Below are 26,799 nucleotides of genomic sequence, written 5' to 3' on the forward strand. Positions count from 1 at the left end.
CTTTCAAAAGGCTTAATCTGTGATAGTGTCACTAGCATCATTCATCATACTAGGTATATCGATTAAACTTTCCATACCAGATTTTTTCAATTGATCTTTAACTTTTTGCCAGTCTTCTCTGGTTGGTTTTATAGGCGTTTGCTCTGCAGCTAGATCAGGTTCGTAAGCTAGAACAGCCCAAGATGGGAAGTGATGAATTTCAAAATCTACACCTGTAACAGCATCTTTTAATCTAAATTCAAAAGATATCAAAACATAAGATCCAGTGGCTATTTAAAGATAGGATATTGCGCGTGATAGGTGTTGTAAAATCCTCTTCCTAAACGTAAATCAAGAAGTCCATCTATTGTCTTTGTAAGTTGTGTGCTATCTGTGCAGGCTACACCATTAAAATCACCCAATACAATCACTGGAATTTTTGATTTATTACTGGCAATTGCCGTTAAAATTAATTCCTTCTCGCGATCTGTAATTAGAGGATTATGCTGTGGCATAGGTGGCGTTAGGTCAAGAGCATACAATTGAAATTTGTGACCATTATTCATTTTTACTTTAGCTTCAATAGAAGGGATTTTAGGATCAACTTTAAAAAGCACCTTGCCTTCACTTAACTCTAATTTTGAATAAACCAACATACCATACGTATTATCTTGAGGTTGCTCTATTTTAAATGGGTATTCACTACCTATTTTTTTGTTTATATCATCACTCCATCTTTCATTTACTTCTGTAAAAACAATTAAATCAGGACGTTTATCTCTGATTTCTATCATTAACTTACCACTTTTGTCATTTTCCTGTAAAACATTTTCGGTATATATTTTTAGAATATTAGTTTCATTTACTTCAGCTGTGCTGTCTAAAACTTCTGTAGCTACAAATGGTGTATAATCAATAAATTTAGAAAATTGAAAAGCAACCCATTAAAATAGTAATGTATGCATAGTCGTTGACCCATTTAGGATTAAACGTAAAAAAGTATAAAATAATCGCTAGTAATGTAAATCCAGACAATTGTAAATGTGGAAAGTCAGATACTTTGATCCACCAGTAGTCTGCTACTATCAATGGAGTTAGGCTCAATAAAGCAGCGATAAGACCTAAAACTTGAAATGTTTTTCTGATCATTTTGTGAATATTTGAAAGATAAATAAATGTCTTTCAATTTGTTAGAAGATAATATAGTTAAATTGTTGCGATATCGCTTTCGCGAAAGCGAAACTTAACTACTTAAACATCCAGTAATAAATTTACAATGTACTTTTACAAAAGAGTAGAACATAAAGTGCCCTATACTTTATGCCTTTTTAGGTTGAGGCTTCTCTCCTAAATCATATTTAAAACCTAGACCGATTACTTGGCGTATTTGAAATCCTTTTGTCGTATTATCATCATAGATACCTTGAAAGGCAAAATTACCGCTGATATATTTATTCACTTTTAAAAAGAAATTAAGCGAGTAATCAATATCTATGTTTTCTGGTTCATCTAAATAATCACTATAAAGGCTTATGACATTCTCCATATGAATATTCTTTGCAATTTCAAATTTAGAATAGCCACGTAATGCGGCACCTACTTCCCATCGAGAAGTTTTATTTGCCTCCACACCAAAGAATGGTTCATAGTTCTCTAAGGCTTCTGGATCGTTGACATCTACATTTGTAAAATTAGAAGAAACCGTAATAAGTCTAGTTGTAACTGGTGCTAAGTTGAGATTAAAATTTTTTGATTTTTTCCATAAAACACCTAAACCTAATTGAAAATAAGATGGTGAAAAACCACCTGATGTTTCTTCACGGTCTTGTATGGTGGTTATAGAACCATCTGGATTAGTTTCTTCTCGATTAAAAAACCGATAACCTGATATCAATTGAGATCTAAAATTAAAAATCGTACTGTAATTCCAGTTACTTTGATTAATTTGATTTCCTAGAATACTATTGATATCAATTCGATCCGTTGTTTTACGCAGGTAACGCTGCTCTTTAACTTGTGATAAGCCAAATTCTGTAATTAGTTTTGTATCCCATGACAGTCGTTTGCGTTTGTATTGTATATCATAACTAACACCTATGTCCCCAGAAATATTTGTAACTCCGCCACCTTGCCAGTCTGCATTAAAAGCACTTTGATTAAAAAGAAAGCTCACTCTTCCCCATGTTGCCCATTTAGATTCTGGTGGCTTTGGTATGCTGTCTTGAGCGAGACTGAGATTTACTGTTAAAACGAAAAATACTATAGCTTTTGATAATTGCAATTTAACATCATTTTGGATCGTATCTTGCAAATATAAAAAAGCGCGACAAGCAATGAAATTTTTAATTAGTATCTAATTTATAAAATTAAATAAAGCTCCATGTGATAAATGGAGCTTTATTTAATTTTGATGTATTTTAGATTACTCTAGTGAACACAATTCTATCGATGTTGTTTCCATCATCATCACATCCTGTATCATCATCTAGGTCTTGATCTACCAGATTCCCGTTTGCGTCAAAATATAACTCAGTACCATCCACTAATTCTACTTCGTAGTCATAAATTTCGTCATTATCCTCTTCTTCTTCCACATAGCATACTTGCACACCATTATGATTTTGAGTCAGGTAATCTTGAGCCGCTTGTGGTAAATCAGTTACTTCAATACGGATATCATTATCATCGCTATCATCATCAGATAGTATGATTTCATTATCAGTAATGTTAAAAATTTCATGATCATCATCTAGTAAATCAATAGGATTCAAACCGTTAATGTCTATATCTAATTCAATATCATCATAGAAATCATCGTCTCCATCATCATCAGCCTCATCATGATCGTCATCATCACGATCCACTTCCCAGTTTCCATTGATCATCATTCCAGATGGTGTATTTACGATGAAAACATCATTATTTAAAAATTCAAACGAGTATCCAGCAATTGGAATCCCAACTACCCATTAAAATCACTAAAATATCAGATCGTTATTACGCTATTAATAGGTCAAAAAAAAATCTGTGCTTTACATTTTATGATGTTGAGTTAGGTATAACCTTAATGGATCAACCAGTCACAAACCTTATAAACAGTAAGGCTGTAATGATTAATGAGGAAGGTTACGCCTACTTTAACTCGGTAAATCAGAAGGAACTGCAATTATACATCGCTGGTTATAAAATAATTAAATATACCGTTACAGGCAGTGAATCTGACTGTATTCAGTTGGATCTAGAGTCTGATATCAATTTGCTAGCGCCAGTCGTATTACAACCTATTTTAACCAGTGGTATCTATCATACAGATCGTGGTGATATTAAGATCAATGTATCACAATACGGATCATTAGCAGGATTATCCAGTCCAGATGCACTGGAAAGCATCCAGTCTTTACCAGCAATTGAAAGTACAGATGAGACGATCTCTAATATTAATGTACGAGGTGGCGGTAATGATGAAAACCTGATTATTTGGGATGGTATAAAAATGTATCATACAGGACATTTTTTTGGCCTTATAAGCGCTTTTAATCCGTATGCTTTAAATGACATTACCGTCATTAAAAATGGAACCGATGCTTCATTAGGAGATAGTGTTTCTAGTACGATATTAATGAATACAAATGATGAGATTTTAGGAAAATTTGAGGGAACTATAGGTCTGGATTTGTTAAGTGCAGATACTCGATTAACACTACCTATTTCAAAAAAATTAGAAACACATATCGCCTTGCGTCGTTCTATTACAGATGGAGTCAGGACACCTACTTTTGAGCTATTTGCACAACGTAGCTTCCAGAATAGTCAGATCACAGGAGAAAGTAATGAAAGTAATAATATCAACAGTGCTGTTAATTTTTCATTTTATGATGCCAACTTAAAATTACTCTACGACGTTAATAAAAACCATCAATTACGATTTAATGGAATTCATATCTCCAATGATTTAATATATGATGAACAATTATTAGGAACCAGTCCATCGCAAATATTTCAAAGCAACCTTAATCAAACCAACACAGGTTTAAGCGCTAGTTATACGGGCAAACTCTCTAGTAAGTTGACTATAAACGCTATGGCCTATTTAAGTCAGTTTAATGTAAATGCGTCTGATAGTAGAATTAGTAGTAACCAGCGTCTTGAACAATTAAATGAAGTGATAGAAAATGGCGTTAAATTCAATGCGAGTTATCAATTCAATAATGCAACTAACGAACAAGGAAAAAATATAACCTTAAATACCGGTTATCATTTTTACGAGCTAGGAACATTAAACAGTACGGTAGTAGATAACCCTGCATTCTCTAGTCGTATAAAACAAGTACTTTTAAATCATGCCACATGGGCTCAGTTATCCATTCACAAACCTAATGCATGGGAAGTCATAACTGGTATTAGATCTAATTACTATCAGGACTTTAATAGATGGATCATAGAACCTAGAATCAACACGCACGTTAAACTATCACCATCTGTAACATTAAGCGCGAGAGGTGAATTTAAAAGCCAAAGCATCGCTCAAATCATAGATTACGACAATGACTTTCTAGGAGTAGAAAACAGGCGCTGGCGCGTCGCAGATGAACAAGGCGTTCCTATTATCACAAGCTTACAAGCATCTAGCGAACTAAACTATCATAAAAAAAATACGACCTTAAAACTAGAAGCGTTCCACAAGCAAGTAAATGATATCACTGCGCAAAGTCGTGGATTATTCAGCAATTTAGACACAGACCTTTCACTAGGTGATTATCGCAGTACTGGAGTAGAACTATTTGCCCAGCAACGTTTACAAAAAGTAAATGCATGGATGAGTTATACCTATAGTGTGAACGATTTTAATTTTCAAGCATTTACGCCACCTGATTTCCCTGCGACTACAGATTCTAGGCATTCCATACAGACCAGTATTACCTATGTTCCACATACTAATCTAGAATTAAGTGTAGGCGCTCAGTATAGAACAGGACTGCCGTTTACCAGACCAATCACTAGCGATCCTACACGTCAGGATGGATCATTTACGCTGGTAAATTTTGACGGCACAAATCAGTCTAGACTTCCTGACTATTTTAGACTAGACGCTACTGTAAAGTATCAATTCCAGTTAGGAGAAAATGACTTATCGCTCCAGTTAGGACTGCGCAATATCACTAATTATCGCAACAAAATCGAAAGGTTTTATAGCGTTTCTAGTCAGGACGGAAGCGTTGTAGAGAATATCAACTTCGGCTTACCTTTCACACCTAATATCAGCTTGAGATATCAGTTTTAAATGGAGAAGTTTTGAGGTGGTATGTGGTGAGGTGATTTCGCTTTCACGAAAGCGAGAACAAAAACGAAAGCCTCTTCATAAGAAAAGGCTTTGCTAATATAAAAATCGTGTTTGTGCTTACTCAACAATCACTTTCTCTACCCTTTGACCTAAACCTCTTTGAACAGTTACGAAATAAACTCCCAATAATAGAATGATATATTTATTTTAAAATAACCTTTCGAATACTAATAACAGAAAAATTTCCTTTACAAAGATTGTAATCAGTTGTAAAATAATACCTGTTTCATTAAACTAAAACCTCATTCTCAACCTCTAATAATCTTTCTATTAAATACGCAGCATCCTTAGAAACACCGCCTAAAGTGGCCGATCCTCTAGTATACATCCATGGCAATCCTATAAAATATAAACCTTCTATATTACTGACACCGCGGTAATTTTTAGGATAATGATCTTCGTCCAGTTCTAAGTCTTCAATCCAAGAAAAATTAGGTCGGTAGCCTGTCGCCCAAATGATATTTTTGATAGTATCTATTTTCTTAGATTCAAAGATAATCTCGTCTCCTACCGCATTTTTAGTTCTTCCTACCGCTTCAACATTTGCTCTAGCTAGAATACCTCTAACATCAGTTCCTATAACCGGCTGTCTAGAAGAAATGATCCTTTTCCCCATCCAACTGTACTTATTAAAACTTAAGAATCCACTTTTAGTAAACCACCACCAGATGGTTTTACCTAGGAATTGTTGTGGTATGGATTTTACGGTTGTGTCTCCAGAGAAATATACTTTTCTCTTTCCACATTTAGATATTTCGTCGAGAATTTGATATCCAGAATCGCCAGCACCTACTACCAGTGCATCTCCATCTTGTAACTGGGATAATCCTTTGTAATAATTACTATGCAACTGCACCACAGATTCTGAAATATTGCGATGGCATGGTGGTGTATAAGGTGTATGAAAAGGTCCTGTAGCAATAATAACTTGCACTGCATAAAAAGATCCTTTATCGTGGTCCAAATGAAAAACACCATCTTTTTTTGATACTGAAGTAATTAGGGTATTTAATTGAACTGGAAATGAAAAATGATTTACATAATTCTTAAAATACTGTGCTACCTCAACTTTGCTAGGATAATGACCTTTGGGTGCATTAAACTCAAAACCTGGTAGATGATTATATTCTGTAGTAGTAAATAATTTTAGAGAATCCCAGCGATTAAGCCAGGATTCACCGATTTCATTTCCTCCATCAACGATTAAAAAGTTCTTATTCCTTTTCTGTAAATGATACGCCGTTGACAGTCCAGCCTGCGCTGCACCTATAATTACATAATCGTATACATTACTACTCATAAACTTTTTAACTTCCTCAGTAAAACGTTACTGAATTTCGATTTACTTTATTCGTTATTTAAAACTTCCTTTTACAATCAAATTTTTATGATCAAAAATTATAACAGATTTTGAATTAAATTTCGGATAAACAGATCCCGATATCGCTTTGCTCATCGGGATAAGCGACCTCAATGGCTTTACAAGCAAAGCCGAGAGTCTGCTTACATATTTCTTCTATACTGTCCTCCTACTTCAAACAACGCCTCTGTAATCTGTCCTAGTGTACAAATCTTGGTAGCTTCCATTAGATGCTCAAAAATATTTTCTTGAGCAACAGCCGCTTTTTGGATTGCAGATAATTGTTCTTGTTGCGCTTTCGCGAAAGCGGCATGTAAATTATCCTTAATAGCTATTTGAGCTTGTTTCTCTTCTTCTGTTGCACGGATCACCTCAGCTGGTAAAACGGTTGGGCTACCTTTTGAACTAAGGAAGGTATTTACTCCTATAATTGGAAATTCACCTGTATGCTTCAGCATCTCATAGTGCATGGATTCTTCTTGAATCTTACTGCGCTGGTACATGGTTTCCATCGCTCCTAGAACACCACCACGTTCTGTAATGCGGTCAAATTCTTCTAAAACTGCTGCTTCTACAAGATCTGTAAGTTCTTCAATGATGAATGCTCCTTGGATAGGGTTCTCATTTTTGGCAAGACCTAATTCTTTATTGATAATCAACTGGATGGCCATCGCACGTCTTACAGATTCTTCTGTAGGTGTGGTGATCGCCTCGTCATAAGCATTAGTATGTAACGAGTTACAGTTATCATTAATCGCATACAGCGCTTGCAATGTCGTACGTATATCGTTAAAGTCTATTTCTTGTGCATGTAGTGAGCGACCACTAGTCTGAATGTGGTATTTCAACATTTGTGCACGAGAATTGGCGCCGTATTTGTTCTTCATCGCTTTAGCCCAAATCTTTCTTGCCACACGACCAATTACAGAATATTCTGGATCAATACCGTTTGAGAAGAAGAAACTTAAGTTAGGACCAAATTTATTGATGTCCATACCACGACTTAGGTAGTATTCTACATAAGTAAATCCGTTTGCCAGTGTAAAGGCGAGTTGCGTGATAGGATTTGCTCCAGCCTCTGCAATGTGATATCCAGATATGGATACACTGTAAAAGTTGCGCACTTTTTCTTCTATGAAATATTGCTGAACATCACCCATTAAACGTAGGGCAAATTCTGTGGAGAAAATACAAGTGTTTTGTGCCTGATCTTCTTTTAGAATATCGGCCTGAACGGTTCCACGCACTTGTGCAAGAGTTTCCATCTTGATACGTGCATAATCTGCTGGATCAAGAATTTGATCTCCTGTAAGGCCGAGAAGCATTAAACCTAGACCGTCATTTCCTTCAGGCAATTTGCTGGTATCTACCGCACCATTTTTAGAATATACTTTTTCGCCTTGAGCGTTTAAATAAGAAGGACGTTCTACATTATTATCATCATAAACTTCTTTGAGCTTTGCCTCTACTTTATCGCCCAGATCGTTTTCTGTTATGAATCGCTCACAGTTTTGATCGATTGCGGCATTCATAAAGAATCCTAACAACATAGGCGCCGGACCGTTAATAGTCATCGATACCGAAGTCATAGGATGTGATAAATCAAATCCTGAATAGAGTTTTTTAGCATCATCTAAACAGCAAATACTTACACCTGCATTACCGATTTTACCATAAATATCTGGTCGCAATCCTGGATCATTACCGTATAACGTAACAGAATCAAACGCCGTTGATAAACGCTTTGCAGGCATTCCCAAACTCACATAATGGAATCGCTTATTGGTACGTTCTGGTCCACCTTCACCGGCAAACATTCTGGTAGGATCTTCTCCAGTACGCTTAAACGGATACAGTCCTGCAGTATATGGAAATTCTCCTGGCACATTTTCTTTCAAACACCATTTCAATATATCGCCCCATGCGCTGTACTTAGGTAGCGCCACTTTAGGAATCATTTTATGAGAAAGTGATTCTGTATGCGTTTCAATTTTGATGACTTTATCGCGTACTTGGAATTCGTAAATAGGTTGTTTGTATTTATTTACTTTATCATCCCATGTGGTAATGATTTCCCAATTGTATGGATCGAGATCTTTTAGGGATTTATTGAATTGGGCGAGTAATAAAGTTATGAGTTCAGAGTTATGAGTTAATAGTAACTCTTCATTCAGACCCTTTTCATCCATCAATTCTGCACTCTTAACTCCGAACTCTGAACTTAAAACAGTCTGAATAGTTTTATAAACACCATACAACTTTTGAGCAACTTCAGACTGTACGGTTGCGGTATTATCATAAGCACGATTACTTTCTGCTATCTCGCTTAAGTATCGAGTTCTCGCTGGCGGAATGACAAATATTTTCTCACTTTGCGCTTTATTAAGTTCATTTTTAGAGCTTAAATCAACACCTGTTTTCTTAGTCACCTCAGCCATTAACGCCTCGTACAAAGCATTCATTCCTGGATCATTAAACTGACTTGCAATGGTTCCATGAACTGGTAAGGTTTCAGGATCTACTTCCCAAAGGTTGTGATTGCGCTGGTATTGTTTCTTTACATCACGCAATGCATCGAGAGAACCACGTTTGTCAAATTTGTTGATCGCCACCACATCTGCAAAGTCCAGCATATCGATTTTTTCTAACTGCGTTGCCGCACCAAATTCTGGTGTCATGACGTATAAAGAAACATCACTGTGTTCTAAAATTTCAGTATCGCTCTGCCCTATTCCGCTGGTTTCTAAAATGATTAAATCATAGTTAGCAGCTTTCAACACATCTACGGCTTCTTGCACATGCTTAGAAAGTGCTAGATTGGACTGTCTGGTCGCAAGCGATCGCATATACACACGATCGTTGTTAATCGCATTCATGCGTATTCTATCTCCTAATAAAGCACCACCAGTTTTACGTTTAGATGGATCTACTGATATGATACCTATGTTTTTCTCTGGAAAGTCAATTAAAAATCTGCGGATTAATTCATCAACCAATGATGATTTTCCTGCACCACCAGTTCCCGTAATTCCTAGGACAGGTGCTTGCTTTTCTGTTTTATCAGCTTCTGCAAAGTGTTTTACAAAATCTTCATGTCTATTCTCAGCTAGCGAGATCAATCTTGCTATGGTAGGAACGTCATTTTTGAGCAATTCTCCGTTTAATTCCGCTTTCGCGAAAGCGGGAACAGGAACATCACAGGTCTTCACAAGGTCATTGATCATTCCTTGAAGTCCCATAGAGCGTCCATCATCTGGACTGTAAATACGTGTAATCCCGTAATCCATAAGTTCTTTGATCTCTGAAGGAAGAATTACTCCACCACCACCACCAAAGATCTTGATATGTCCAGCACCTTTCTCCACTAGCAAATCACGCATGTATTTAAAATACTCGTTGTGTCCACCTTGATAAGAGGTCATGGCGATACCGTTTGCATCTTCTTGAATAGCAGTATTTACCACTTCTTCTACACTACGATCGTGACCTAAGTGAATCACCTCACAACCAGTAGCCTGTATGATACGGCGCATGATGTTAATAGCAGCATCATGCCCATCAAAAAGGCTGGCAGCCGTTACTATTCTTACTTTGTTAACTGGAACGTATGGAGTCTGATCTTGCATTATGATATTCTCATTTTATAGTTTGCAAAATTACGAAAACGATAACGTAGTTCTAGCAGACCTCTATAAACTTTTACATTTATTTATAGTCAAATCATTATCATTGTAATCTTAAAAGCAAGCCCGATGAAGTATTTGTATTTCCCCATAACTGTATGGATTATTCTCCTTTCCTCTTGCACATCGCCAGACAATTCTGATAATATAGAAGACCTAAATGAATTCACCTATTTCCCACCTATCACAGGAACAAACTGGGAAACCACTACTCCATCTACTTTAGGGTGGAACACTCAAAAACTCAATGAACTCCATACCTTTCTAGAAACTAATGAAACGAGAGCTTTTATAGTCTTAGTAGATGGTAAGGTCGTGGTTGAGGAATACTGGAATAATGATTTACTAGGACAACCCTTTGATATGAATAGCAACTGGTACTGGGCTAGTGCTGCAAAATCACTTACTGCGACTTTAATAGGAATAGCACAAGAAGAAGGCTTTTTAAATATAAATGATAAAACATCGGAATATTTAGGAACTGGATGGACCAGCATGCCACAGGACAAAGAGGATTTAATTACCATAAAAAATCATTTGACCTTTACTACAGGAATAGATTTTAATGTAACTAATGAAGATTGTTATGCCCCATCTTGTTTTAATTATCTTGTAGATGCAGGAAATGAATGGTATTACCATAACGGAACCTACTTGATCACGCATGATATTCTAGAAGCAGCAACAGGAGTTACTAATAATGAGTTTACAACTACTGCAATAAAAGATAAAATAGGCATGTCGGGACTTTGGGTTAATACCGCTCAATCCAGTAATTTGTTCTTTAGCAATGCAAGAAGCGCAGCACGTTTTGGGTTACTTACCTTAAATCAAGGGACATGGGATGGAACTGCTGTTTTAGGAGACAGTAACTATTTTACCGCCATGATCAACACCTCACAACCTATTAATGAATCCTATGGTTACCTCTGGTGGTTGAATGGAAAAAACTCCTTAAGATTTCCAGGCTCTACAGCCACCATTCCATCTGCAGTAACACCAGCAGGTCCTTCAGATATGATAAGTGCTCTAGGTAAAGATGGTCAGTTTATAGATGTAGTGCCTAGTTTAAACATGGTAGTGATACGCATGGGCGGTAGCTCTGCACAAGAACCTGTACCTGTTTTATTTCATGATGAAATGTGGCAGAAAATAACAGAAATGATAGGGAACTAAAATTTTGTTATAGTTGTTCTGATTTTTCTACAACAGTAGAACTACTTACTATCTCTGAGGTAGAGAGAACGTATTGAAAAATTACAGAAAATATAGTAGAATAGGAATTGCCACTAAAGGAGTTGTTTTTGCATTAATCGGAATCATGGCTATGATCACCGCTTTTCAACTTAATTATGCGTTAAAAAGCGGTGATGATGTATTGTTATGGATCTCTAGATTATCTTATGGTAGAATTTTGATGTTCTTAATGAGTATAGGACTAGCAGGCTATATTTTCTCTAGATTTTACCTAACCTTTAACAAACAAGATTATGATGGCTCTAATCAAAAACCTTTATTCCGTAGAGCAGCTTATTTCATTAACGGTTTAGGATATTGTTTACTTCTTTTTACTTGTTTAAAGCTACTTTTTGGAATGCCAGATGATGAAGGTAATTCTGGATGTAAAATCCTATTGTTACAATCAATTTGGGGTGAAGTCATTGTTTTTATTATAGCTACTGGACTAGCTATTAGCGCAATAAATGAATGGTGGATTTAGTTCTCGCAAATGATGAATCAAATGATACATCAAGAAGATCTAACTAAAACTCAATACAAATATTTGATGCTCTTAGGTCGTGTAGTACGTTTTAGTCGTGGTATTGTATTTGCCGTTTTTTCTTAAATCATGTATAGATCTATTTATTACGGACTCAAAAATCTTCCTAAAGGAGCTGATGCTGCTTTTCAGTTTATCAATGCTCAATATGGTGCGGTTATCATGGGAACTGTAGCCGCTGGATTGGCCTGTTACGGACTTTTTTTGATTTTAAGCGGTATGCATCGTAATATCCCTATTAAGTAGAATCAGCTTAAAAGTATTTAAGTTTTTCTTATTCTCGCTTTGGCGAAAGCGCAATGTTTAAAGTCAATGTTTATTGTAAAAAAGATTAATTTACTTTCAACTAAATAAATGAATCAATATGAAGTGGCTAACTTTTTTAATACTAATGTTTCTTTTCTTATTTCACTGATGCACAATCCATCCTTGAGTTACAAGGTAAATGGCATTTTGTAAAAATTGAGTTTAAAGGACTTGATGCAGAAGAAATAGACGGTGAAGGACCAGCCAGTTCTTGCATGAAAATGAACACAATGGAGTTTGAAGATGATAAGGTAACAACAACCATTTATTTTGATCAAGACTGTAAAGAACCTGAATCAGAGACTTTAACTTTTAGGTTACAAGAGAATAATTTAGAGTTTTGGTCAGATTACGAACAAAATTGGAATTCTGGTAAAGTTAAAAGGTTTTCAGGCGACAGGTTTGTGCTTGAAAACACAGAAGATGGTCTCATCACTAGTATTACATTAATAAGAATCTAGCTTTCATAAAACGTTTTCTACAATCTAAGAAGCTCAATGTATATGTTTTTTGTAAGCAAAACTTCACAAAAATTTAAGATTTGAAAATTCTATCTTCACAGCCTATATGAAGAACTTTATTTTTACCTCTACGATTGTATTATTATTCTTATCAACGACTGTTGCTCAGGAGAATAGACTAGCGCACAAGCAACCTAATACTGCCGAAATCTTTCACAAAATTGAGAAACTAGGTTTTCTAGGAACAGCACTTTATGTTGCTGCACATCCAGATGATGAAAATACTCGTTTGATATCGTGGTTAGCAAACGATAAAATGGCTCGCACTGCTTATCTTTCTTTAACACGTGGTGATGGTGGACAAAACCTTATCGGTCCACAGTTGAGAGAGCAATTAGGAATGATAAGAACGCAAGAACTATTAGAAGCTAGAAATATTGACGGCGGGCAACAGTTTTTTACGCGTGCAAATGATTTTGGTTACTCAAAGCATCCCGATGAAACTTTAGAAATATGGAACCAGCAAGAGGTGATGGAAGATATGGTTCAAATAATTAGAGAATTTAAGCCAGATGTAATTATCAATAGATTTAACCATCGCACTCCTGGAACCACTCATGGGCATCATACCACTAGTGCCATGTTAAGTATGAAAGTTTTTGAATATGCCACAGATAAAACCGTTTATGCAAATCAACTGAAAGATCTAGATACATGGCAAGCACAACGTGTATTTTTTAATACCAGCTGGTGGTTTTATGGCAGTCAAGAGGCTTTTGATAATGCAGATAAGACCAATCTATTAGAAATTGAGGCAGGTACCTATTATCCATATAAAGGATTATCTAACAGTGAAATTGCTGCTTTAAGTAGAAGTAAGCATAAATCTCAAGGATTTGGTAGTACTGGTTCACGTGGATCACAAACTGAATATTTAGAATTTTTGAAAGGTTCTTTTCCTACAGATAAATCTGATCTGTTTTCTGGAATAAATACTACCTGGACTCGTGTTAAAGGTGGCAGTCGCATTCAGACCCAACTCAACTCTATTATCTCTAATTATAACTTTAAACAACCTACTGCTAGCATTCCAGCTTTGATCCAGTTACGTTCCAGTATTGAGAAATTAAAAGAAGATCACTGGAAAGGAATCAAGTTAGAAGAACTGGATCAAATTTTATTAGACTTGACTGGTTTCTATGTGGAAGCTAGTGTTAATATACCTTCTGCAACGGCAGGAGAAAAACTTGATGTTAAAATTGAAGTTACAAATCGTTCCAACGAAGAGTTTAAAATTAATTTACTTCCCAATCAATTGATTCAAGTGGAAAATGAATCCTTCTTGTTATTAAAAAATGAAAGTAAAAACGTACAAGCGACATTACAATTTCCAGAAATATATGACGCCTCTACTCCTTATTATCTTAAGGAAAAAGGAACTCTAGGCATGTATCAAGTTAAGAATAAAACACTCACAGGTCAACCAGAATCAGAACCTGAATTTATCGTAAGAGCTTTCATTGAATTGCAAGGCATAAGACTATACAAAGACATTCCTATCATTCATAAGAGAACCGATCCTGTTAGAGGTGAAGTTAATGAGCCTTTTCATATTATACCAGAAATTGCTGTTAGCATTGAAAACCCAGTATATGTATTTTCTGGTAATGCAGCACAACCTATTCAAGTTACCATTAAAGCAAACAAGAAGATTGAAAAAGGTAGTTTAGAACTATGTCATCCTGATGGCTGGAAATTAACACCTACGGAATATACTTTTTCTAATCTTGAAAAAGGAGAAGAGAAGATATATACTTTTATTGTCCAACCACCTAAAGATGCGTCACGCGGACTTATATCTGGACTTGTTAAAGTAGGTTCAAAATCCTATTCTAAAGAAGTTATTAAAATTGATTATGATCACATACCAGATCAACAATTAGTGCGAAATAATGAATCTCAAGTAGTAAAACCAGGACTTCAAAATAGAGCAAGAACAGTCGCCTATATAAATGGCGCTGGAGATGATGTAGCACAAGCCATAGAAGCGATGGGTAGTAAAGTTTTTAAATTTGAACCTGATGAAGTTCCTAATGATCTTTCTAAATATGATGCTGTAGTTGTAGGAATAAGAGCTTTCAACGTTGCTGCACAGAACATGGAGGCATTGCAACCTAGACTAGATGTATATGTAAAAAATGGAGGAACCCTACTCATGCAATACAATACGAGTAGAAGAATTGATAGTGATGTTTTAGGTCCTTTGCCTATTACGCTTTCGCGAAAGCGAGTAACCGACGAAAACGCAGATGTAAAAATACTGCAGCCAGATCATAAAATATTATCAGTCCCAAATGCGATTACTTCAAAAGATTTTGAAGGTTGGGTGCAAGAACGCGGACTTTACTTTCCAGAAAAATGGGATCCTGCCTTCACTCCTATTTTAGGAATGAACGATAAAGATGAAGAAATGACTAAGGGAAGTCTTATTGTTGCAGACTATGGGAAAGGACATATCATTTATACAGGTTTGAGTCTTTTTAGAGAATTACCTGCTGGAGTTTCTGGAGCGTATAGATTACTGGCAAACATGATTAGTATAGGAGTTAAAAACCAACCAATTGAGCAAACAGATGGGCAAAAAAAACTCTAAAAAATGGAATCGTGTGTACGCACTTGTAATTATTGCAAATATAGTTTTTGCGATATTATTTTACTTTATAAGCTCTGTTTATGGAAATAGTTGATTGGTTCATATTAGTAAGCACGCTAGCTTTTATCGTACTCTATGGTGTTTATAAAACTCGTGGAAGACAGACAAGTGAAGAATATATTAAAGGTGGCGATGCGCGGTGGTGGACGGTAGGACTATCTGTCATGGCTACACAAGCTAGTGCGATCACATTTTTGAGTACACCAGGGCAAGCATACACTGATGGATTAGAATTTGTTCAATTCTACTTTGGCCTTCCTATAGCGATCATTATTATATGTGTGACATTTATACCTATTTATCACAAGCTTAAAGTGTATACGGCTTATGAATTCTTAGAAAAAAGATTTGACCTTAAAACTAGATCCCTTGCTTCTATCCTATTTTTAATACAACGTGGACTGGCTGCAGGAATAACTATTTATGCACCTGCTATTATTCTTAGTGCAGTGCTGGATTGGGAATTAAAGTACTTAAATATTATTATAGGTATTCTAGTCATTATTTATACAGTATCTGGTGGTACTAAAGCTGTTAACGTTACCCAAAAGCAGCAAATGATTGTTATCATGGCTGGAATGGTTACTGCGTTTATTTTAATAGTAACTCAGTTACCAGATAATGTGACCTTTGATAATGCACTTACTATGGCTGGCAGTGCAGATAAAATGCAAATTCTAGATTTTGACTTTTCACTAGACGATCGTTATAATGTGTGGAGCGCCATTTTTGGAGCAACATTTTTAATGCTCAGTTATTTTGGAACAGATCAATCGCAGGTACAACGTTACCTATCAGGGAAATCTGTTTCCCAAATGCGTATAGGGTTGCTTTTTAATGGATTACTTAAAGTACCTATGCAGTTCTTTATTCTTATGGTAGGTGTGCTGGTTTTTGTCTTCTATCAATTTAATTCTACACCACTTAATTTTAATCCTGCAGCAGAAAAGGCAGTAAAGGAAAGTGCTTATGCCGGACAGTATAGCAGGCTAGAGTCCAGGCATGAAGAAATCCTTGAGGAAAAACAACGCGTTCAGAAAAAATATGCTACCGCAATAAGCACATCTGCATCTGAGGATATCATTAATTATGAACTTGCTTTAGATTATTTAAGAAAACAAGAAGATGAAAATAGAGCAAATGCACGATCCCTTATTGAAAAAGCAGACAGCGGTATTGAGACTAACGATAAAGATTTTGTTTTTATTCATTTTATTCTTAATCACTTACCGAAAGGATTAATAGGATTATTGCTCGCAGTAATTTTAAGTGCTGCAATGAGTTCAACCGCTTCAGAATTAAATGCTTTAAGTTCTACTACTGCGGTTGATATCTATAAAAGATTTAGTAAAACTGAAGATAAAGATGATGATCACTATGTAAATATGAGTAAGTGGTTTACTCTAATATGGGGTATTATTGCCATATTTTTTGCCAGTTTTGTTTCTTTATTTGACAACCTTATCCAACTGGTTAATTTCTTAGGTTCCATATTTTATGGTACCATTTTAGGAATCTTCTTAGTAGCTTTTTACTTTAAAAAGATTAAAGGTAATGCGATTTTTATAGCTGCCTGTATCTCTCAAGTAATTGTGGCCGCCTGTGCTATCCTTCATGAGTTTGTTGAAGGGATAGAAATACTTCCTTTCTTATGGCTTAATCCACTAGGTGCTTGTTTAACTATAGGAATTGCATTTATTATAAGTACGATTACTCATAAAGATATGTCTAAATTTGAGTTTCAAAATAGTTAAACGATTACTTATTTTATGATATAAATTACAAAATCGCACAAAATAAAATTGGGTTGATTTTGTAACTATTTTATGAAATACCTTCATTTACGTTCTAAAGAAATTTTAGATCTTAATACATTGAAATAGAGAGTACCTCTATTGCTTTGCTCTTGATTTCGTAGAACTTTTCTTTAGATAATTCATGAAAATCTGTAGATTAGGTTAAATTAAAATGAGTAATCTCTGAATATTCAAAAGTTACTTTTGAATAGGTATAAAGATAAGAGACTGTGCGTACTTCTTCACTAAGTAGAAAATTCAACAAACTCTATAATCTGTTTCTATTAATTCTTCAGGATTTGTATCTCCTTAAAATCAAGTTCCAAAAGCTTATTGTTCCTTGTCGAGAATCCTACTTTAAGTAGAATTGGCATTTGCATATATTGAAAATCTACTTTTTTATATACTTAAATAAAGCTTAAAGAGAGAATGTTTGATTGATCTCATGTAACAGAAATTTGATTACTAAAAAAACCGTTTAGAAAATTTCTAAACGGTTTTAATTGGTTCCGCTTTCGCGAAAGAGATATGATCAATAAATATTTACATCTTCACGCCCCATTCTTTGAGGCTATCCGTATTTAATTTTACATAATCCATATTATTGGCCTTTTGAGCAAGAGATAAAGAAGTTTTTGCAGTAGCAATAGCAGCAGATTTGTTACCCATTTTTGCTTCAATTAAGGACTTCTTTCTATGCATCCAGTATGCTTCTGGACGTGCTTCAACAGCTTTAGAAATCCATTCATAAGCTTGTTGTAAATCTTTGTTTGCATCTAAATAAAAAGTGGCAGCGCTATAAAAATCATTTGCAGCAGGCCCAGCCATTACTTTATCAATACTAGCTTGCGTTTTTGCAGCGGTAGGAACTGTAAATGGTACTGCAACCATAGTATCATCCCACATCATTTGAAGATGCGCACCTTCCATAGTTAATTCGTTAATTGCCATTGTCCAGCTTTCAACTGCATTTTTAAGTTTAGAAGTTTCTACTGTTGCAGTTGCGGCTACTTTATCTTCATCCCATGTTCCAGGATTACCCCAGTTATTAGTATCGCTATATAACATAACTGTCCATTCTTTCTTACCTGGTTTTGTATAAACCGCATAAGTACCTGCTTTTACATCTGTACCAGCAAATTTTACATCATCAGAAAAAGTAATCATAGAATTTTGATTAGCACCAGTTCGCCATAACTTACCAAAAGGAACTAGATTTCCAAAAATCTCACGCTCTCTCTTTGCTGGACGCGAATACTCAAGAGTTACCTCTGTTAAACCTACAGTTTGCATTGCTTTTGCCTTTGGGCTAGGTTGTGGTGCGTCGATTTGAGCATTAACCGCAGTAGCAACTAACAATAAGCTGAAAATAAATAGTAATTTTTTCATTTTAAAATCTTTTGTTTTTAGTGTACACAAATGTCGTTGATTTGCATCTTAATTAATGTTAGGGTTTTCTTAACTAACTCCTTTTGCGCTAGAGAAAAAGATCATTTTTATAGCAACAATTATTAAGATGATTCCAAAAACCTTTTTAAGCATTTGCTGGTTGATATTAATAGCTATTTTAGAACCAAAATAACTTCCTATTACAAAAGCTATAGCAATAAAAGGTACGTAACGCCAGTCTAATGCATGTCCATTTTTGTGATACGTATAGGCAGCAAGTAAGGTTACTGGAACAGCAAGAACAGCAAGACTTAATCCTTGTGCTTGATGTTGTGAGTATCCTAAAAACCAGATCGCAAGAGGCACCATTATAACGCCACCGCCTACTCCTACACTACCACTTAAAGCGCCAGCTAACAGTCCTAATATTACTAAGAGAAGTATGGTTGATAAAGTCATTTTTTTGGGTTTCATGGTGGTTATAGTAAAGGAGCCCACAATCTACAAAAAGACTCTTTAATTTTATTCCATTTGCTTCTTTTAAGCCACTTTTCAAGAATTATTTTTTCACAATGACTTAAATCTTCTTCAAATTGTTCATTAAGTTCTTCGGATATATGATCATCAAAAATCAATGCGTTGATCTCAAAGTTAATATCAAAACTTCTGTAATCCATATTTGAAGTCCCTATGGTAGCAAATTCTTCATCAACAACCATTGTCTTTGCATGTAACATACCGCGATGGTACCAGTAAATCTTTGCACCACTTTCTAATATCTCTCTAAAATAAGAACGACTAGCATATCGCGCAGCCCAACTATCTCCATCTTTAGGGACCATTATTTCAACCTTTACGTCTGACCGTGCAGCACTTTTTAAAGCGGTCAATATTGCCTCATTAGGTATAAAATAAGGAGTAGTAATTTTTATACTTTTTTCTGCCGTTGTGATAGCCATAAAAATAGCTTCCATAATATTAGCCCAATCTGTATCTGGTCCACTTGCTGCAATTTGTACCGGCTTATTCTTGCTTTCATCAATTTCAGGAAAGTAGGAGTCTGGAATAATAAGGTCCGTTTCTTCTTTAATGTGATCACAAACAAAATACCAATTAAGAAGCCATTGCACCTGCATACTTTTAACTGCATGACCTTCTATTCTCAAGTGTGTGTCTCTCCAGTATGTTTTTGATCGATTCTCTGGATCGTTGACATAATCATCACTTATGTTTACACCACCTAGATAACCTATATGGCCGTCTATGATACATATCTTACGGTGGTTTCTGTAATTAGCTTTACGTGTAACGTTGGAGAATATAACTGGCATGAAGGCATGAAACTCTATTCCAGCCTGCTCCATTTTTTGTTTTGCATTTCTAGAAAGACTACTGCCTACAGAATCGTATATTAGTTTAACCTCTACGTCTCGTTTCCTTGCAGCAATTAATTTATCGATGAACGCATTTCCAATACGATCGTCTGTAATAATGAAGTATTCTAAATGTATATGATCTTTTGCTTGATCTAGATCTTTGAAAATGCTATTAAAGGTAGCCTGACCATTGATTAAAACTTTTAAATCATTTTTAAGAGTAAGTACAGCAGCTTGATTATGATTTAAAAGTTTTACTAGTTTTATGCGATCTTCAAGAAAATCGTTTTCATACTCAATAAGCTTCTCATCTGAAAGATGCAAACGGTTATTCCATTGCTTAACAAGATCATGTGCTGTTAGGTCTTTTCTTTTAAAAATCTTTGATTTACGGTATTCTAGACCAAAAAAGTAATAAATACCCAATCCTACAAAGGGAAACGCTACTAAAAATAGAAGCGATGACAATGTTTTTCTTGGATTCTGATTACTTCTAATTAAGAAAAAGGCAGCACTTAAGGCTATGATATAATTAATTATAAGTAAGCATGTCCATTTATTATTTAGAATCCAGTCTATCATTTTTTAGTTGTAATAACCGGGCTCAGGAATTGATATGAAGTATTCTTTTTTAGATCCGTTGTTCAGCTTTGGTTCTCTTAACCAAGGATTGTGAATTTTGAGTATTTTATAATTGATGTTGTTTGCTTTCGCGAAAGCGGAAAGATCATCTATCTCATAATCCACTAAAACCTTTTTAGTAGGAACTAGATCATAACCATGGCTAGGGTCTACATTAAAACCAAAATTCTTTGGGTTTTTAAGAATTTCCTTAATTGCCAAAATACGGAATACGTAGCGACCAGTTTCTTCACCTAACAATAGGTCGTAATAACTCTCCACGTCCTGAGCTTCTAATTGTTTATTGATCCCACCATTACCGGCATTATATGCTGCACCTGCTAACGTCCAAGTACCAAATTTCTCTTTACTTTCTTTTAAATATTCACATGCGGCTTTTGTTGCCATTTCTAGATGATAACGCTCATCTACATTATCATTTACTTCTAGTCCTAACTCTCTACCTGTTCTAGGCATTATTTGCCAGAAACCTCTTGCTCCTGCAGGAGAAGTAACATTTTGTAGTCCGCTTTCAATAACGGCTAAATATTTAAAATCATCTGGAACGCCATTTTCCTTTAAAATAGGTTCAATGATAGGGAAATATTTTTGTGCTCTTTTAATTAATAAAATACCATTAGACTGCCAGTAGGTGTTTACTAAAAACTCTCGATCTACTCGCTCTCTTATATCAGGTTGATTTAATGGTACTGTTTCTCCAGCAAAATCAAGTTTTTTAGGCAAATTGACACTGTACACATTATAATCCTGTACACGTTTTTCAACTTTACCATCAACTGCTGTATTTATAGCTGGATTCGTATTTGTTGTAGCTGTTCCACCACCTTGTTGTATGGCACTTATGGTGAATATAAAAACTATAGCAATAGCAACACCTAAAAGTATCTTTTTCATCTATTTAAGTAATTTTTTCAAAGATAAAAAAGATGTGATAACAATCTTATTTTTAACAAAAGGTATTCTAGTGATTTATGAACTAATAAGAGCTGGTAGATGTTCATTAAACCAGCGGAATCTGTTTACAATCATAACATGTGTTCCACCTGGAACTGTAATACATTGATCAATGTATTTAATGGGAAAGACCGGATCTTCATCACCGTGAATATGTATACAATCTCGTATAGATTCTTCTTGATCCCAATTCATTATGGTATCAAGAGCCCAATCTAAATATATAGAGCTATTTACAGAAAGGTATTTTTTATACATTTCTATCTTTTTAGGCGCGATACCAAAACTGTATTTACTTAAAACATCAAAACTTTGAACTAGGCTTGTAGGTAATATTTTATGTAAACCTGTTGTTTTAGAAAAGCGCATTCTTCTAGGAAACTCTTTATTTGATTTTACTGTAGAAACTAGAATAAGCTTTTCTACCTCTATCTGTTTGGCCATTTCTTGAACAATAACGCCGCCAAAGGATACACCTAAAAGTACTGGCTTTTTATGCACCACCTTAACTAATAATCTACTTACGTAAGAAGTGAGACTTTCCTTAGGTTCTGGAATGATCCATTCTAGATAATGCATGGTATAATCCTTTTCAGGTAATTTAATATTTTCAAAAATTAAAGAAGAGGCAGCCATTCCTGGCATGAGATAAATATGTTTCATAAAAAAGGCAATAGGTTACATCAATGCTTTAACATTTAAACTAGTTTAATGGTATCAATTTTGAACTATCTTTGAAGATAATTAGAAAATAATTTTACTCGCTTCACTAATCGACCATAAAATTACCTTTAAAAAAATTAGTGATTGTCTATTTGATAGATATTAATGAGTTAAAATAAAAGTATATGGAAACTGCCTCAACTCTAGAAGTTACGGACAACACCTTTTTACGCCAGTATGAAGGCCGCAAAGGAGAATTATTTGCAAAAATTGAATATGCACAACAAGAACGCAAGATATTTCTAACTAAATATATTGTACCAGAAGAACTGGAAGACGATAATGATTTTAGAAATGAATTTTTAACTCTTGTTTTTGATAACATTAGAGATGAAAAAGAACTTAAAGTAGTTCCTACTCATCCTAAAATAGCTGGTTTTGTTCGTAAATTTAGAATGAAATACAAGGATATGCTTCCGGTAGGAATTGCTATTTAAAGAATCGATATGATTAAAAAAGGCTCTTAAAGTTATAAGAGCCTTTTCTAATTTACCTATTTTCTACTGTTTTCCATTTCATACGTGCTTTATCTAGATCTTCTGGAGTGTCTATCCCTATACTTAGATGGTTAGTTGCAATCATTTTTATTTTCTTGCCGTGTTCTATATAACGAATGCACTCAATTTTTTCAGATAACTCTAGCGGCGTAGGCGTTTGATTATAAAACTCTATCAATGCTTCTTTTCTAAACGCATAAATGCCAATATGTTTATAAACTAACTGTTCTATGGATTGATCTCTGGGATACGGGATAACAGAACGTGAAAAGTATATGGCATTACCATTCAAATCTGTAATAACCTTTACATTATTGGGGTTTTGAATATCTTCTAAATCATCTATCACATGCATTAATGAAGCAAGAGCAATTTCATTCTTTTGATCTTTTTCAAAAACTTGAATTAATTTTTCTAGATCTTCTTTATTTGTAAAAGGTTCATCTCCTTGAACATTGATTACTATGTCTGCTTCATAATTCTCAACAGCTTCTGCAATACGATCGCTACCTGTTTCATGAGTTTTATGACTCATAACTGCTTCACCACCGTTATTAATAATTTCATTATAAATCAAGTCACTATCTGTGGCAACCAGAACTTGATCAAATAGTCTAGTATTTAAAGCTGCTTCATACGTGCGTAAAATCACAGATTTACCACATAGATCTTTCATGAGTTTACCAGGAAATCTACTGGCTTCAAAACGTGCTGGAATTACGGCTATTTTTTTCAATGAATCTGTTTTAATTTTAAGAGAATAAGAATTTCTTTTCTTTGATAATAATGTTTTGTTCTCTAAACAAAATTACAATCTCTTCTGCTCCTTCTACTTGATATATGTATAAATTTCTATACCTGTTATTTTTCATTTTGATCCCTAAAGTTGCAGTATTGTTATTTCTACGGTAGACCAAATGTTTAATCTGATCTAAAGGAACCAATTGCGCTACTGAACTAATCAAAAAACTCAAAACAAATACGATCAAAAAGAAAACACCTGCAATCAAAAACAAATAGCTAGGATCTTCAGATCTTATAAAATAGGCTGTCATGAATAAAAAATTAAAAACCATCAATATCCTCAAAAACCAAATTTGAGTTTTTGCATTGTCTTCAATAACAAAAGATTGATCCACTTGATTAAAAGAGACTTCTGAGTTTTTGTTTTTGAAGAAGTTTTTAAATACCATAAAACACTAATAATTAAGCGGCAACAAAGGTAATCTACTTTCTATGACTTTTACCTCTATGCCAGCTTCTCTTACAAAGAGGACAAAATTATATCTATTTGCCTCTGTTTCAAAAATCACATTGCGATATTTGCCATTTTTAAGTTTGATGGAAGTTTACTGCACTCGACCAGTATCGCGATAGAATAAATGGTCAATCGAGTCTATCTTAATTTTACTATCAGTGACTTGAGTGGTAAACATGAGATAAGTATGAACGACTGCTATTAAAGAAACAAACAATGCAAGCCCATTAAAGAACCCACCAAATTCTCTTGTAAAAAACCATAAATTAAAACTAGAAACTAGCATTAATAAAACAATAATTAAAAATTTAGATTTTACAAAATCCTTGATAATTAATGATGTGTTATCATCAGATAATTTATAAGAAGCATTTTTAGGTTTAAAAATGGAGAACATCGTTATAAGGTTAAAATTGTGCGTGCTTTCGCGAAAGCGATATTAAACATAAAAATATGAAATCATAAAGCATTATCCTACGGCAACTTCATCCTTTTTCTTCTTAAATAATTTCTTATACACTTTATTAATTCCTATCAATAAAAAAAACACTACGATCATAGCAAGAGGTGCAAAAGCGATCGATAAAACCGACAATACACTAGAGAAACCAGCCTCTACTGTGCTAATTAATGGATTACCAAAACCGCCGGTTGTTGCCGTGCTGGTTGCTCGTGCCGCACTAGTGGTTGTTGAAATGGCTGCTGCAGTTCCTCCACCAGCTATAATAGCGAGTGTCCATGTAAATACAGGATTCATATCTGCAGCAACGCTTACCATGACAACAGTACCGGCCACAGCAGCAAGAGGAACAGAAATGGTGTCCAGTAAATTATCTACAAACGGAATGTAATAAGCTAACAATTCTACAATGGATGCAACACCTAAAACAATCACTGCGGTAAGACTTCCAGCCCATTGCCAGCTTTCATGAAGTGGTATCACATCAAAATAGGCAGCAATACTTGCAAAAAGTAGCGGTATAAAAACTCTAAAACCAGCACTTGCAGCTAGACCAATTCCTAGACAAATGCTTAAAATAATTTCTGACATATTAATGTTCTATAAAGTGATCGTTTTTAAAACCTATAAGGTACAAATTTGATTTGGCTCGAGTTACTGCGGTATACAACCATCTTAAATAACCTTTATCTGGTCCTTCGGGCAGGTAAGGTTGTTCTATGATCACATTTTCCCATTGTCCACCTTGCGATTTGTGACAGGTAATAGCATAAGAGAACTTCACCTGAAGTGCATTAAAAAATGGATTTTCTTTAATCTCTTTATATTGTTTATATTTAGGTAATTTCAAATAATCCATGCGCACTTCTTGATAGAGTTTATTACTCTCGTCATAAGTAAGTGATGGAGATTCTGAGGTTAGTGTATCCATTAAAAGAACGGTTTCAAACTCTTTCATTTTGGGATAATCTACCATACGCACTTTTACTTCTGCAAAGTGAAAACCATAAATATTCTTAAAGGCAAAAATTTCTAACACTTCAATAATGTCACCATTTGCAATAAAACCAGCGTCGCTAGATGGCTGTAACCAGTGGTAATTATTTTTCACTACCATTAAATAATCACCTGGTGATAATTCGTTTTCATTAAACAGAATACGAGATCTAATTTGCTGATTATATAAATTTGCTCTTTTATTAGATCTTACGATGATGGCTGTTTCTTCATGACCATGAAAATCATAGGCACTATTAATGGTATCCATGATTTCATATCCATCAATTAATCTATTGATATCTGTAAAATTTTCGACATCAAATTTAAAGTCATACTCTTCATGCAGTATCTGATTACGTATTCCTGTTGCATTGAGTAGGATTCCTGAATTAGCACTTTGCCTTTTTACTTCGTCTAACTCTATTTCTGTAACTTCTTTCAAATAACGCTGTTCTATCAACTGACTATCTAGTGCAGGAGAAACATCCAGTTTTACTGGTGGTAATTGTGCGGTGTCACCTATAATCATGAGCTTACAATTCACTCCACTATAAACGTATTCAATTAAATCATCAAGTAAAGAACCATTACCGCCGAACATTTTATTCTCTGCGGCCACATCTGGAATCATTGAGGCTTCATCCACCACAAAAAGCGCATTGCGATGCTTATTTTGTTTGAGCGTAAACTGTACACCACCATTTCCTTGTCCTTTAGGATAATAAATTTCTCTATGAATCGTGGCAGCTTGTTTATTTGCATAATTACTGATCACTTTTGCGGCTCTTCCTGTAGGTGCGAGCAGTACACAACTCATTTTAAGCTTCCATATGCTCTTAACAATGGTACTTGTTAAAGTAGTTTTACCAGTTCCTGCATAACCTCGCAACATAAAGAGCCGGTCTTTATTTTTATCTATAATAAAGTCTGCTAGCGACTCTAAGGCTCTATCTTGCTCATTAGTAGGATTAAAAGGAAAATCTAAAAGTAGTATTTTGTAAAATTCTTGTGGAGTCATTGGCAATTGTGGAAAACTGAGTATAAACTTAACTCAAATTTTATATCTCAGGCTAGGACGAGCG

At 34.8% G+C, this 26,799-nt stretch carries 25 protein-coding genes; 8 read left to right on the forward strand and 17 right to left on the reverse strand.

Going from position 1 to position 26,799, the window contains the following annotated elements:
- Positions 1 to 12 precede the first annotated feature (12 nt).
- The 5 genes from ACTF54_RS08585 to ACTF54_RS08605 form a co-directional block, all read right to left on the reverse strand.
- Positions 13 to 252, reverse strand: coding sequence for a hypothetical protein (locus ACTF54_RS08585; protein ID WP_347197362.1), 240 nt, complete (start codon positions 250 to 252; stop codon positions 13 to 15).
- A 17-nt stretch (positions 253 to 269) separates the two neighbouring features.
- Positions 270 to 773 (reverse strand): endonuclease/exonuclease/phosphatase family protein, encoded by a 504-nt coding sequence (locus ACTF54_RS08590; RefSeq protein ID WP_347197361.1) that lies wholly within the window; start codon positions 771 to 773, stop codon positions 270 to 272.
- A 127-nt stretch (positions 774 to 900) separates the two neighbouring features.
- Positions 901 to 1,128 (reverse strand): hypothetical protein, encoded by a 228-nt coding sequence (locus tag ACTF54_RS08595; protein WP_438969158.1) that lies wholly within the window; start codon positions 1,126 to 1,128, stop codon positions 901 to 903.
- A gap of 169 nt (positions 1,129 to 1,297) precedes the next feature.
- Positions 1,298 to 2,260 (reverse strand): DUF3078 domain-containing protein, encoded by a 963-nt coding sequence (locus ACTF54_RS08600; protein WP_347197359.1) that lies wholly within the window; start codon positions 2,258 to 2,260, stop codon positions 1,298 to 1,300.
- 136 nt (positions 2,261 to 2,396) lie between these two features.
- Positions 2,397 to 2,867 (reverse strand): PepSY-like domain-containing protein, encoded by a 471-nt coding sequence (locus ACTF54_RS08605; RefSeq protein WP_347197358.1) that lies wholly within the window; start codon positions 2,865 to 2,867, stop codon positions 2,397 to 2,399.
- A 179-nt stretch (positions 2,868 to 3,046) separates the two neighbouring features.
- Between ACTF54_RS08605 and ACTF54_RS08610 the strand changes: the two genes are divergently transcribed.
- Positions 3,047 to 5,260, forward strand: coding sequence for a TonB-dependent receptor plug domain-containing protein (locus ACTF54_RS08610; RefSeq protein WP_438969159.1), 2,214 nt, complete (start codon positions 3,047 to 3,049; stop codon positions 5,258 to 5,260).
- 289 nt (positions 5,261 to 5,549) lie between these two features.
- On the opposite strand, the gene ACTF54_RS08615 is transcribed toward ACTF54_RS08610, so the two are convergent.
- Both ACTF54_RS08615 and ACTF54_RS08620 read right to left on the reverse strand, forming a co-directional pair.
- Positions 5,550 to 6,620, reverse strand: coding sequence for a flavin-containing monooxygenase (locus tag ACTF54_RS08615; RefSeq protein ID WP_438969160.1), 1,071 nt, complete (start codon positions 6,618 to 6,620; stop codon positions 5,550 to 5,552).
- A 203-nt stretch (positions 6,621 to 6,823) separates the two neighbouring features.
- On the reverse strand, positions 6,824 to 10,306 hold the full coding sequence (locus ACTF54_RS08620) for a methylmalonyl-CoA mutase family protein (RefSeq protein ID WP_438969161.1): 3,483 nt from the start codon (positions 10,304 to 10,306) through the stop codon (positions 6,824 to 6,826).
- Positions 10,307 to 10,432: 126 nt separating this feature from the next.
- Between ACTF54_RS08620 and ACTF54_RS08625 the strand changes: the two genes are divergently transcribed.
- The 6 genes from ACTF54_RS08625 to ACTF54_RS08650 all read left to right on the forward strand — a co-directional run bounded on the left by ACTF54_RS08625 (position 10,433) and on the right by ACTF54_RS08650 (position 17,377).
- The gene (locus ACTF54_RS08625) at positions 10,433 to 11,539 is read left to right on the forward strand and encodes a serine hydrolase domain-containing protein (protein ID WP_347197354.1); all 1,107 of its coding nucleotides are present in this window, start codon (positions 10,433 to 10,435) and stop codon (positions 11,537 to 11,539) included.
- Positions 11,540 to 11,612: 73 nt separating this feature from the next.
- Positions 11,613 to 12,083: a DUF1206 domain-containing protein gene (locus ACTF54_RS08630; protein WP_347202276.1), complete on the forward strand. Its 471-nt coding sequence runs from the start codon at positions 11,613 to 11,615 to the stop codon at positions 12,081 to 12,083.
- Between the two features lie 129 nt (positions 12,084 to 12,212).
- A complete protein-coding gene (locus ACTF54_RS08635; protein ID WP_438969162.1) occupies positions 12,213 to 12,389 on the forward strand; it encodes a hypothetical protein in 177 nt (58 codons plus the stop codon).
- Positions 12,390 to 12,568: 179 nt separating this feature from the next.
- On the forward strand, positions 12,569 to 12,910 hold the full coding sequence (locus ACTF54_RS08640) for a lipocalin family protein (protein WP_438969199.1): 342 nt from the start codon (positions 12,569 to 12,571) through the stop codon (positions 12,908 to 12,910).
- Positions 12,911 to 13,016: 106 nt separating this feature from the next.
- The gene (locus ACTF54_RS08645) at positions 13,017 to 15,563 is read left to right on the forward strand and encodes a PIG-L family deacetylase (protein WP_438969163.1); all 2,547 of its coding nucleotides are present in this window, start codon (positions 13,017 to 13,019) and stop codon (positions 15,561 to 15,563) included.
- An 80-nt stretch (positions 15,564 to 15,643) separates the two neighbouring features.
- On the forward strand, positions 15,644 to 17,377 hold the full coding sequence (locus tag ACTF54_RS08650) for a sodium:solute symporter (protein WP_347195365.1): 1,734 nt from the start codon (positions 15,644 to 15,646) through the stop codon (positions 17,375 to 17,377).
- 585 nt (positions 17,378 to 17,962) lie between these two features.
- On the opposite strand, the gene ACTF54_RS08655 is transcribed toward ACTF54_RS08650, so the two are convergent.
- The 5 genes from ACTF54_RS08655 to ACTF54_RS08675 form a co-directional block, all read right to left on the reverse strand.
- A complete protein-coding gene (locus ACTF54_RS08655) occupies positions 17,963 to 18,808 on the reverse strand; it encodes a DUF2911 domain-containing protein (RefSeq protein WP_347195364.1) in 846 nt (281 codons plus the stop codon).
- A gap of 69 nt (positions 18,809 to 18,877) precedes the next feature.
- Positions 18,878 to 19,267, reverse strand: a complete 390-nt coding sequence (locus ACTF54_RS08660; protein ID WP_438969200.1) for a TSUP family transporter — start codon at positions 19,265 to 19,267, stop codon at positions 18,878 to 18,880.
- A 20-nt stretch (positions 19,268 to 19,287) separates the two neighbouring features.
- Positions 19,288 to 20,766, reverse strand: coding sequence for a cardiolipin synthase (gene cls / locus ACTF54_RS08665; protein WP_347195363.1), 1,479 nt, complete (start codon positions 20,764 to 20,766; stop codon positions 19,288 to 19,290).
- 3 nt (positions 20,767 to 20,769) lie between these two features.
- Positions 20,770 to 21,720, reverse strand: coding sequence for a lytic transglycosylase domain-containing protein (locus tag ACTF54_RS08670; RefSeq protein ID WP_347195362.1), 951 nt, complete (start codon positions 21,718 to 21,720; stop codon positions 20,770 to 20,772).
- Positions 21,721 to 21,795: 75 nt separating this feature from the next.
- Positions 21,796 to 22,443: an alpha/beta fold hydrolase gene (locus tag ACTF54_RS08675; RefSeq protein ID WP_438969164.1), complete on the reverse strand. Its 648-nt coding sequence runs from the start codon at positions 22,441 to 22,443 to the stop codon at positions 21,796 to 21,798.
- A 185-nt stretch (positions 22,444 to 22,628) separates the two neighbouring features.
- Between ACTF54_RS08675 and ACTF54_RS08680 the strand changes: the two genes are divergently transcribed.
- On the forward strand, positions 22,629 to 22,940 hold the full coding sequence (locus ACTF54_RS08680) for an N-acetyltransferase (protein WP_347195360.1): 312 nt from the start codon (positions 22,629 to 22,631) through the stop codon (positions 22,938 to 22,940).
- A 52-nt stretch (positions 22,941 to 22,992) separates the two neighbouring features.
- On the opposite strand, the gene kdsB is transcribed toward ACTF54_RS08680, so the two are convergent.
- From kdsB to ACTF54_RS08705, 5 genes are all read right to left on the reverse strand, one after another.
- A complete protein-coding gene (gene kdsB / locus ACTF54_RS08685) occupies positions 22,993 to 23,736 on the reverse strand; it encodes a 3-deoxy-manno-octulosonate cytidylyltransferase (protein WP_347195359.1) in 744 nt (247 codons plus the stop codon).
- Positions 23,737 to 23,752: 16 nt separating this feature from the next.
- Positions 23,753 to 24,055, reverse strand: a complete 303-nt coding sequence (locus ACTF54_RS08690) for a hypothetical protein (RefSeq protein WP_347195358.1) — start codon at positions 24,053 to 24,055, stop codon at positions 23,753 to 23,755.
- Between the two features lie 294 nt (positions 24,056 to 24,349).
- Entirely contained in the window at positions 24,350 to 24,655 is a 306-nt protein-coding gene (locus ACTF54_RS08695; protein ID WP_438969165.1) for a hypothetical protein, read from the reverse strand.
- 72 nt (positions 24,656 to 24,727) lie between these two features.
- On the reverse strand, positions 24,728 to 25,309 hold the full coding sequence (locus ACTF54_RS08700) for a DUF4126 domain-containing protein (protein ID WP_347195356.1): 582 nt from the start codon (positions 25,307 to 25,309) through the stop codon (positions 24,728 to 24,730).
- Between the two features lies 1 nt (position 25,310).
- Positions 25,311 to 26,735 (reverse strand): ATP-dependent DNA helicase, encoded by a 1,425-nt coding sequence (locus tag ACTF54_RS08705; RefSeq protein WP_347195355.1) that lies wholly within the window; start codon positions 26,733 to 26,735, stop codon positions 25,311 to 25,313.
- Positions 26,736 to 26,799 lie beyond the last annotated feature (64 nt).

The organism is Nonlabens sp. (assembly GCF_965657255.1).
Classification (GTDB): Bacteria; Bacteroidota; Bacteroidia; order Flavobacteriales; family Flavobacteriaceae; genus Nonlabens.

Bases quoted from the DNA above. Each gene is read 5' to 3' on its own strand.
- ACTF54_RS08590 (WP_347197361.1), bottom strand. From the start codon at position 773: ATGATAGAAATCAGAGATAAACGTCCTGATTTAATTGTTTTTACAGAA.
- ACTF54_RS08595 (WP_438969158.1), bottom strand. From the start codon at position 1,128: ATGATCAGAAAAACATTTCAAGTTTTAGGTCTTATCGCTGCTTTATTG.
- ACTF54_RS08605 (WP_347197358.1), bottom strand. From the start codon at position 2,867: ATGATGATCAATGGAAACTGGGAAGTGGATCGTGATGATGACGATCAT.
- ACTF54_RS08610 (WP_438969159.1), top strand. From the start codon at position 3,047: ATGGATCAACCAGTCACAAACCTTATAAACAGTAAGGCTGTAATGATT.
- ACTF54_RS08615 (WP_438969160.1), bottom strand. From the start codon at position 6,620: ATGAGTAGTAATGTATACGATTATGTAATTATAGGTGCAGCGCAGGCT.
- ACTF54_RS08620 (WP_438969161.1), bottom strand. From the start codon at position 10,306: ATGCAAGATCAGACTCCATACGTTCCAGTTAACAAAGTAAGAATAGTA.
- ACTF54_RS08625 (WP_347197354.1), top strand. From the start codon at position 10,433: ATGAAGTATTTGTATTTCCCCATAACTGTATGGATTATTCTCCTTTCC.
- ACTF54_RS08635 (WP_438969162.1), top strand. From the start codon at position 12,213: ATGTATAGATCTATTTATTACGGACTCAAAAATCTTCCTAAAGGAGCT.
- ACTF54_RS08645 (WP_438969163.1), top strand. From the start codon at position 13,017: ATGAAGAACTTTATTTTTACCTCTACGATTGTATTATTATTCTTATCA.
- ACTF54_RS08650 (WP_347195365.1), top strand. From the start codon at position 15,644: ATGGAAATAGTTGATTGGTTCATATTAGTAAGCACGCTAGCTTTTATC.
- ACTF54_RS08655 (WP_347195364.1), bottom strand. From the start codon at position 18,808: ATGAAAAAATTACTATTTATTTTCAGCTTATTGTTAGTTGCTACTGCG.
- ACTF54_RS08660 (WP_438969200.1), bottom strand. From the start codon at position 19,267: ATGACTTTATCAACCATACTTCTCTTAGTAATATTAGGACTGTTAGCT.
- cls (WP_347195363.1), bottom strand. From the start codon at position 20,766: ATGATAGACTGGATTCTAAATAATAAATGGACATGCTTACTTATAATT.
- ACTF54_RS08670 (WP_347195362.1), bottom strand. From the start codon at position 21,720: ATGAAAAAGATACTTTTAGGTGTTGCTATTGCTATAGTTTTTATATTC.
- ACTF54_RS08675 (WP_438969164.1), bottom strand. From the start codon at position 22,443: ATGAAACATATTTATCTCATGCCAGGAATGGCTGCCTCTTCTTTAATT.
- ACTF54_RS08680 (WP_347195360.1), top strand. From the start codon at position 22,629: ATGGAAACTGCCTCAACTCTAGAAGTTACGGACAACACCTTTTTACGC.
- ACTF54_RS08690 (WP_347195358.1), bottom strand. From the start codon at position 24,055: ATGACAGCCTATTTTATAAGATCTGAAGATCCTAGCTATTTGTTTTTG.
- ACTF54_RS08695 (WP_438969165.1), bottom strand. From the start codon at position 24,655: ATGTTCTCCATTTTTAAACCTAAAAATGCTTCTTATAAATTATCTGAT.
- ACTF54_RS08700 (WP_347195356.1), bottom strand. From the start codon at position 25,309: ATGTCAGAAATTATTTTAAGCATTTGTCTAGGAATTGGTCTAGCTGCA.
- ACTF54_RS08705 (WP_347195355.1), bottom strand. From the start codon at position 26,735: ATGACTCCACAAGAATTTTACAAAATACTACTTTTAGATTTTCCTTTT.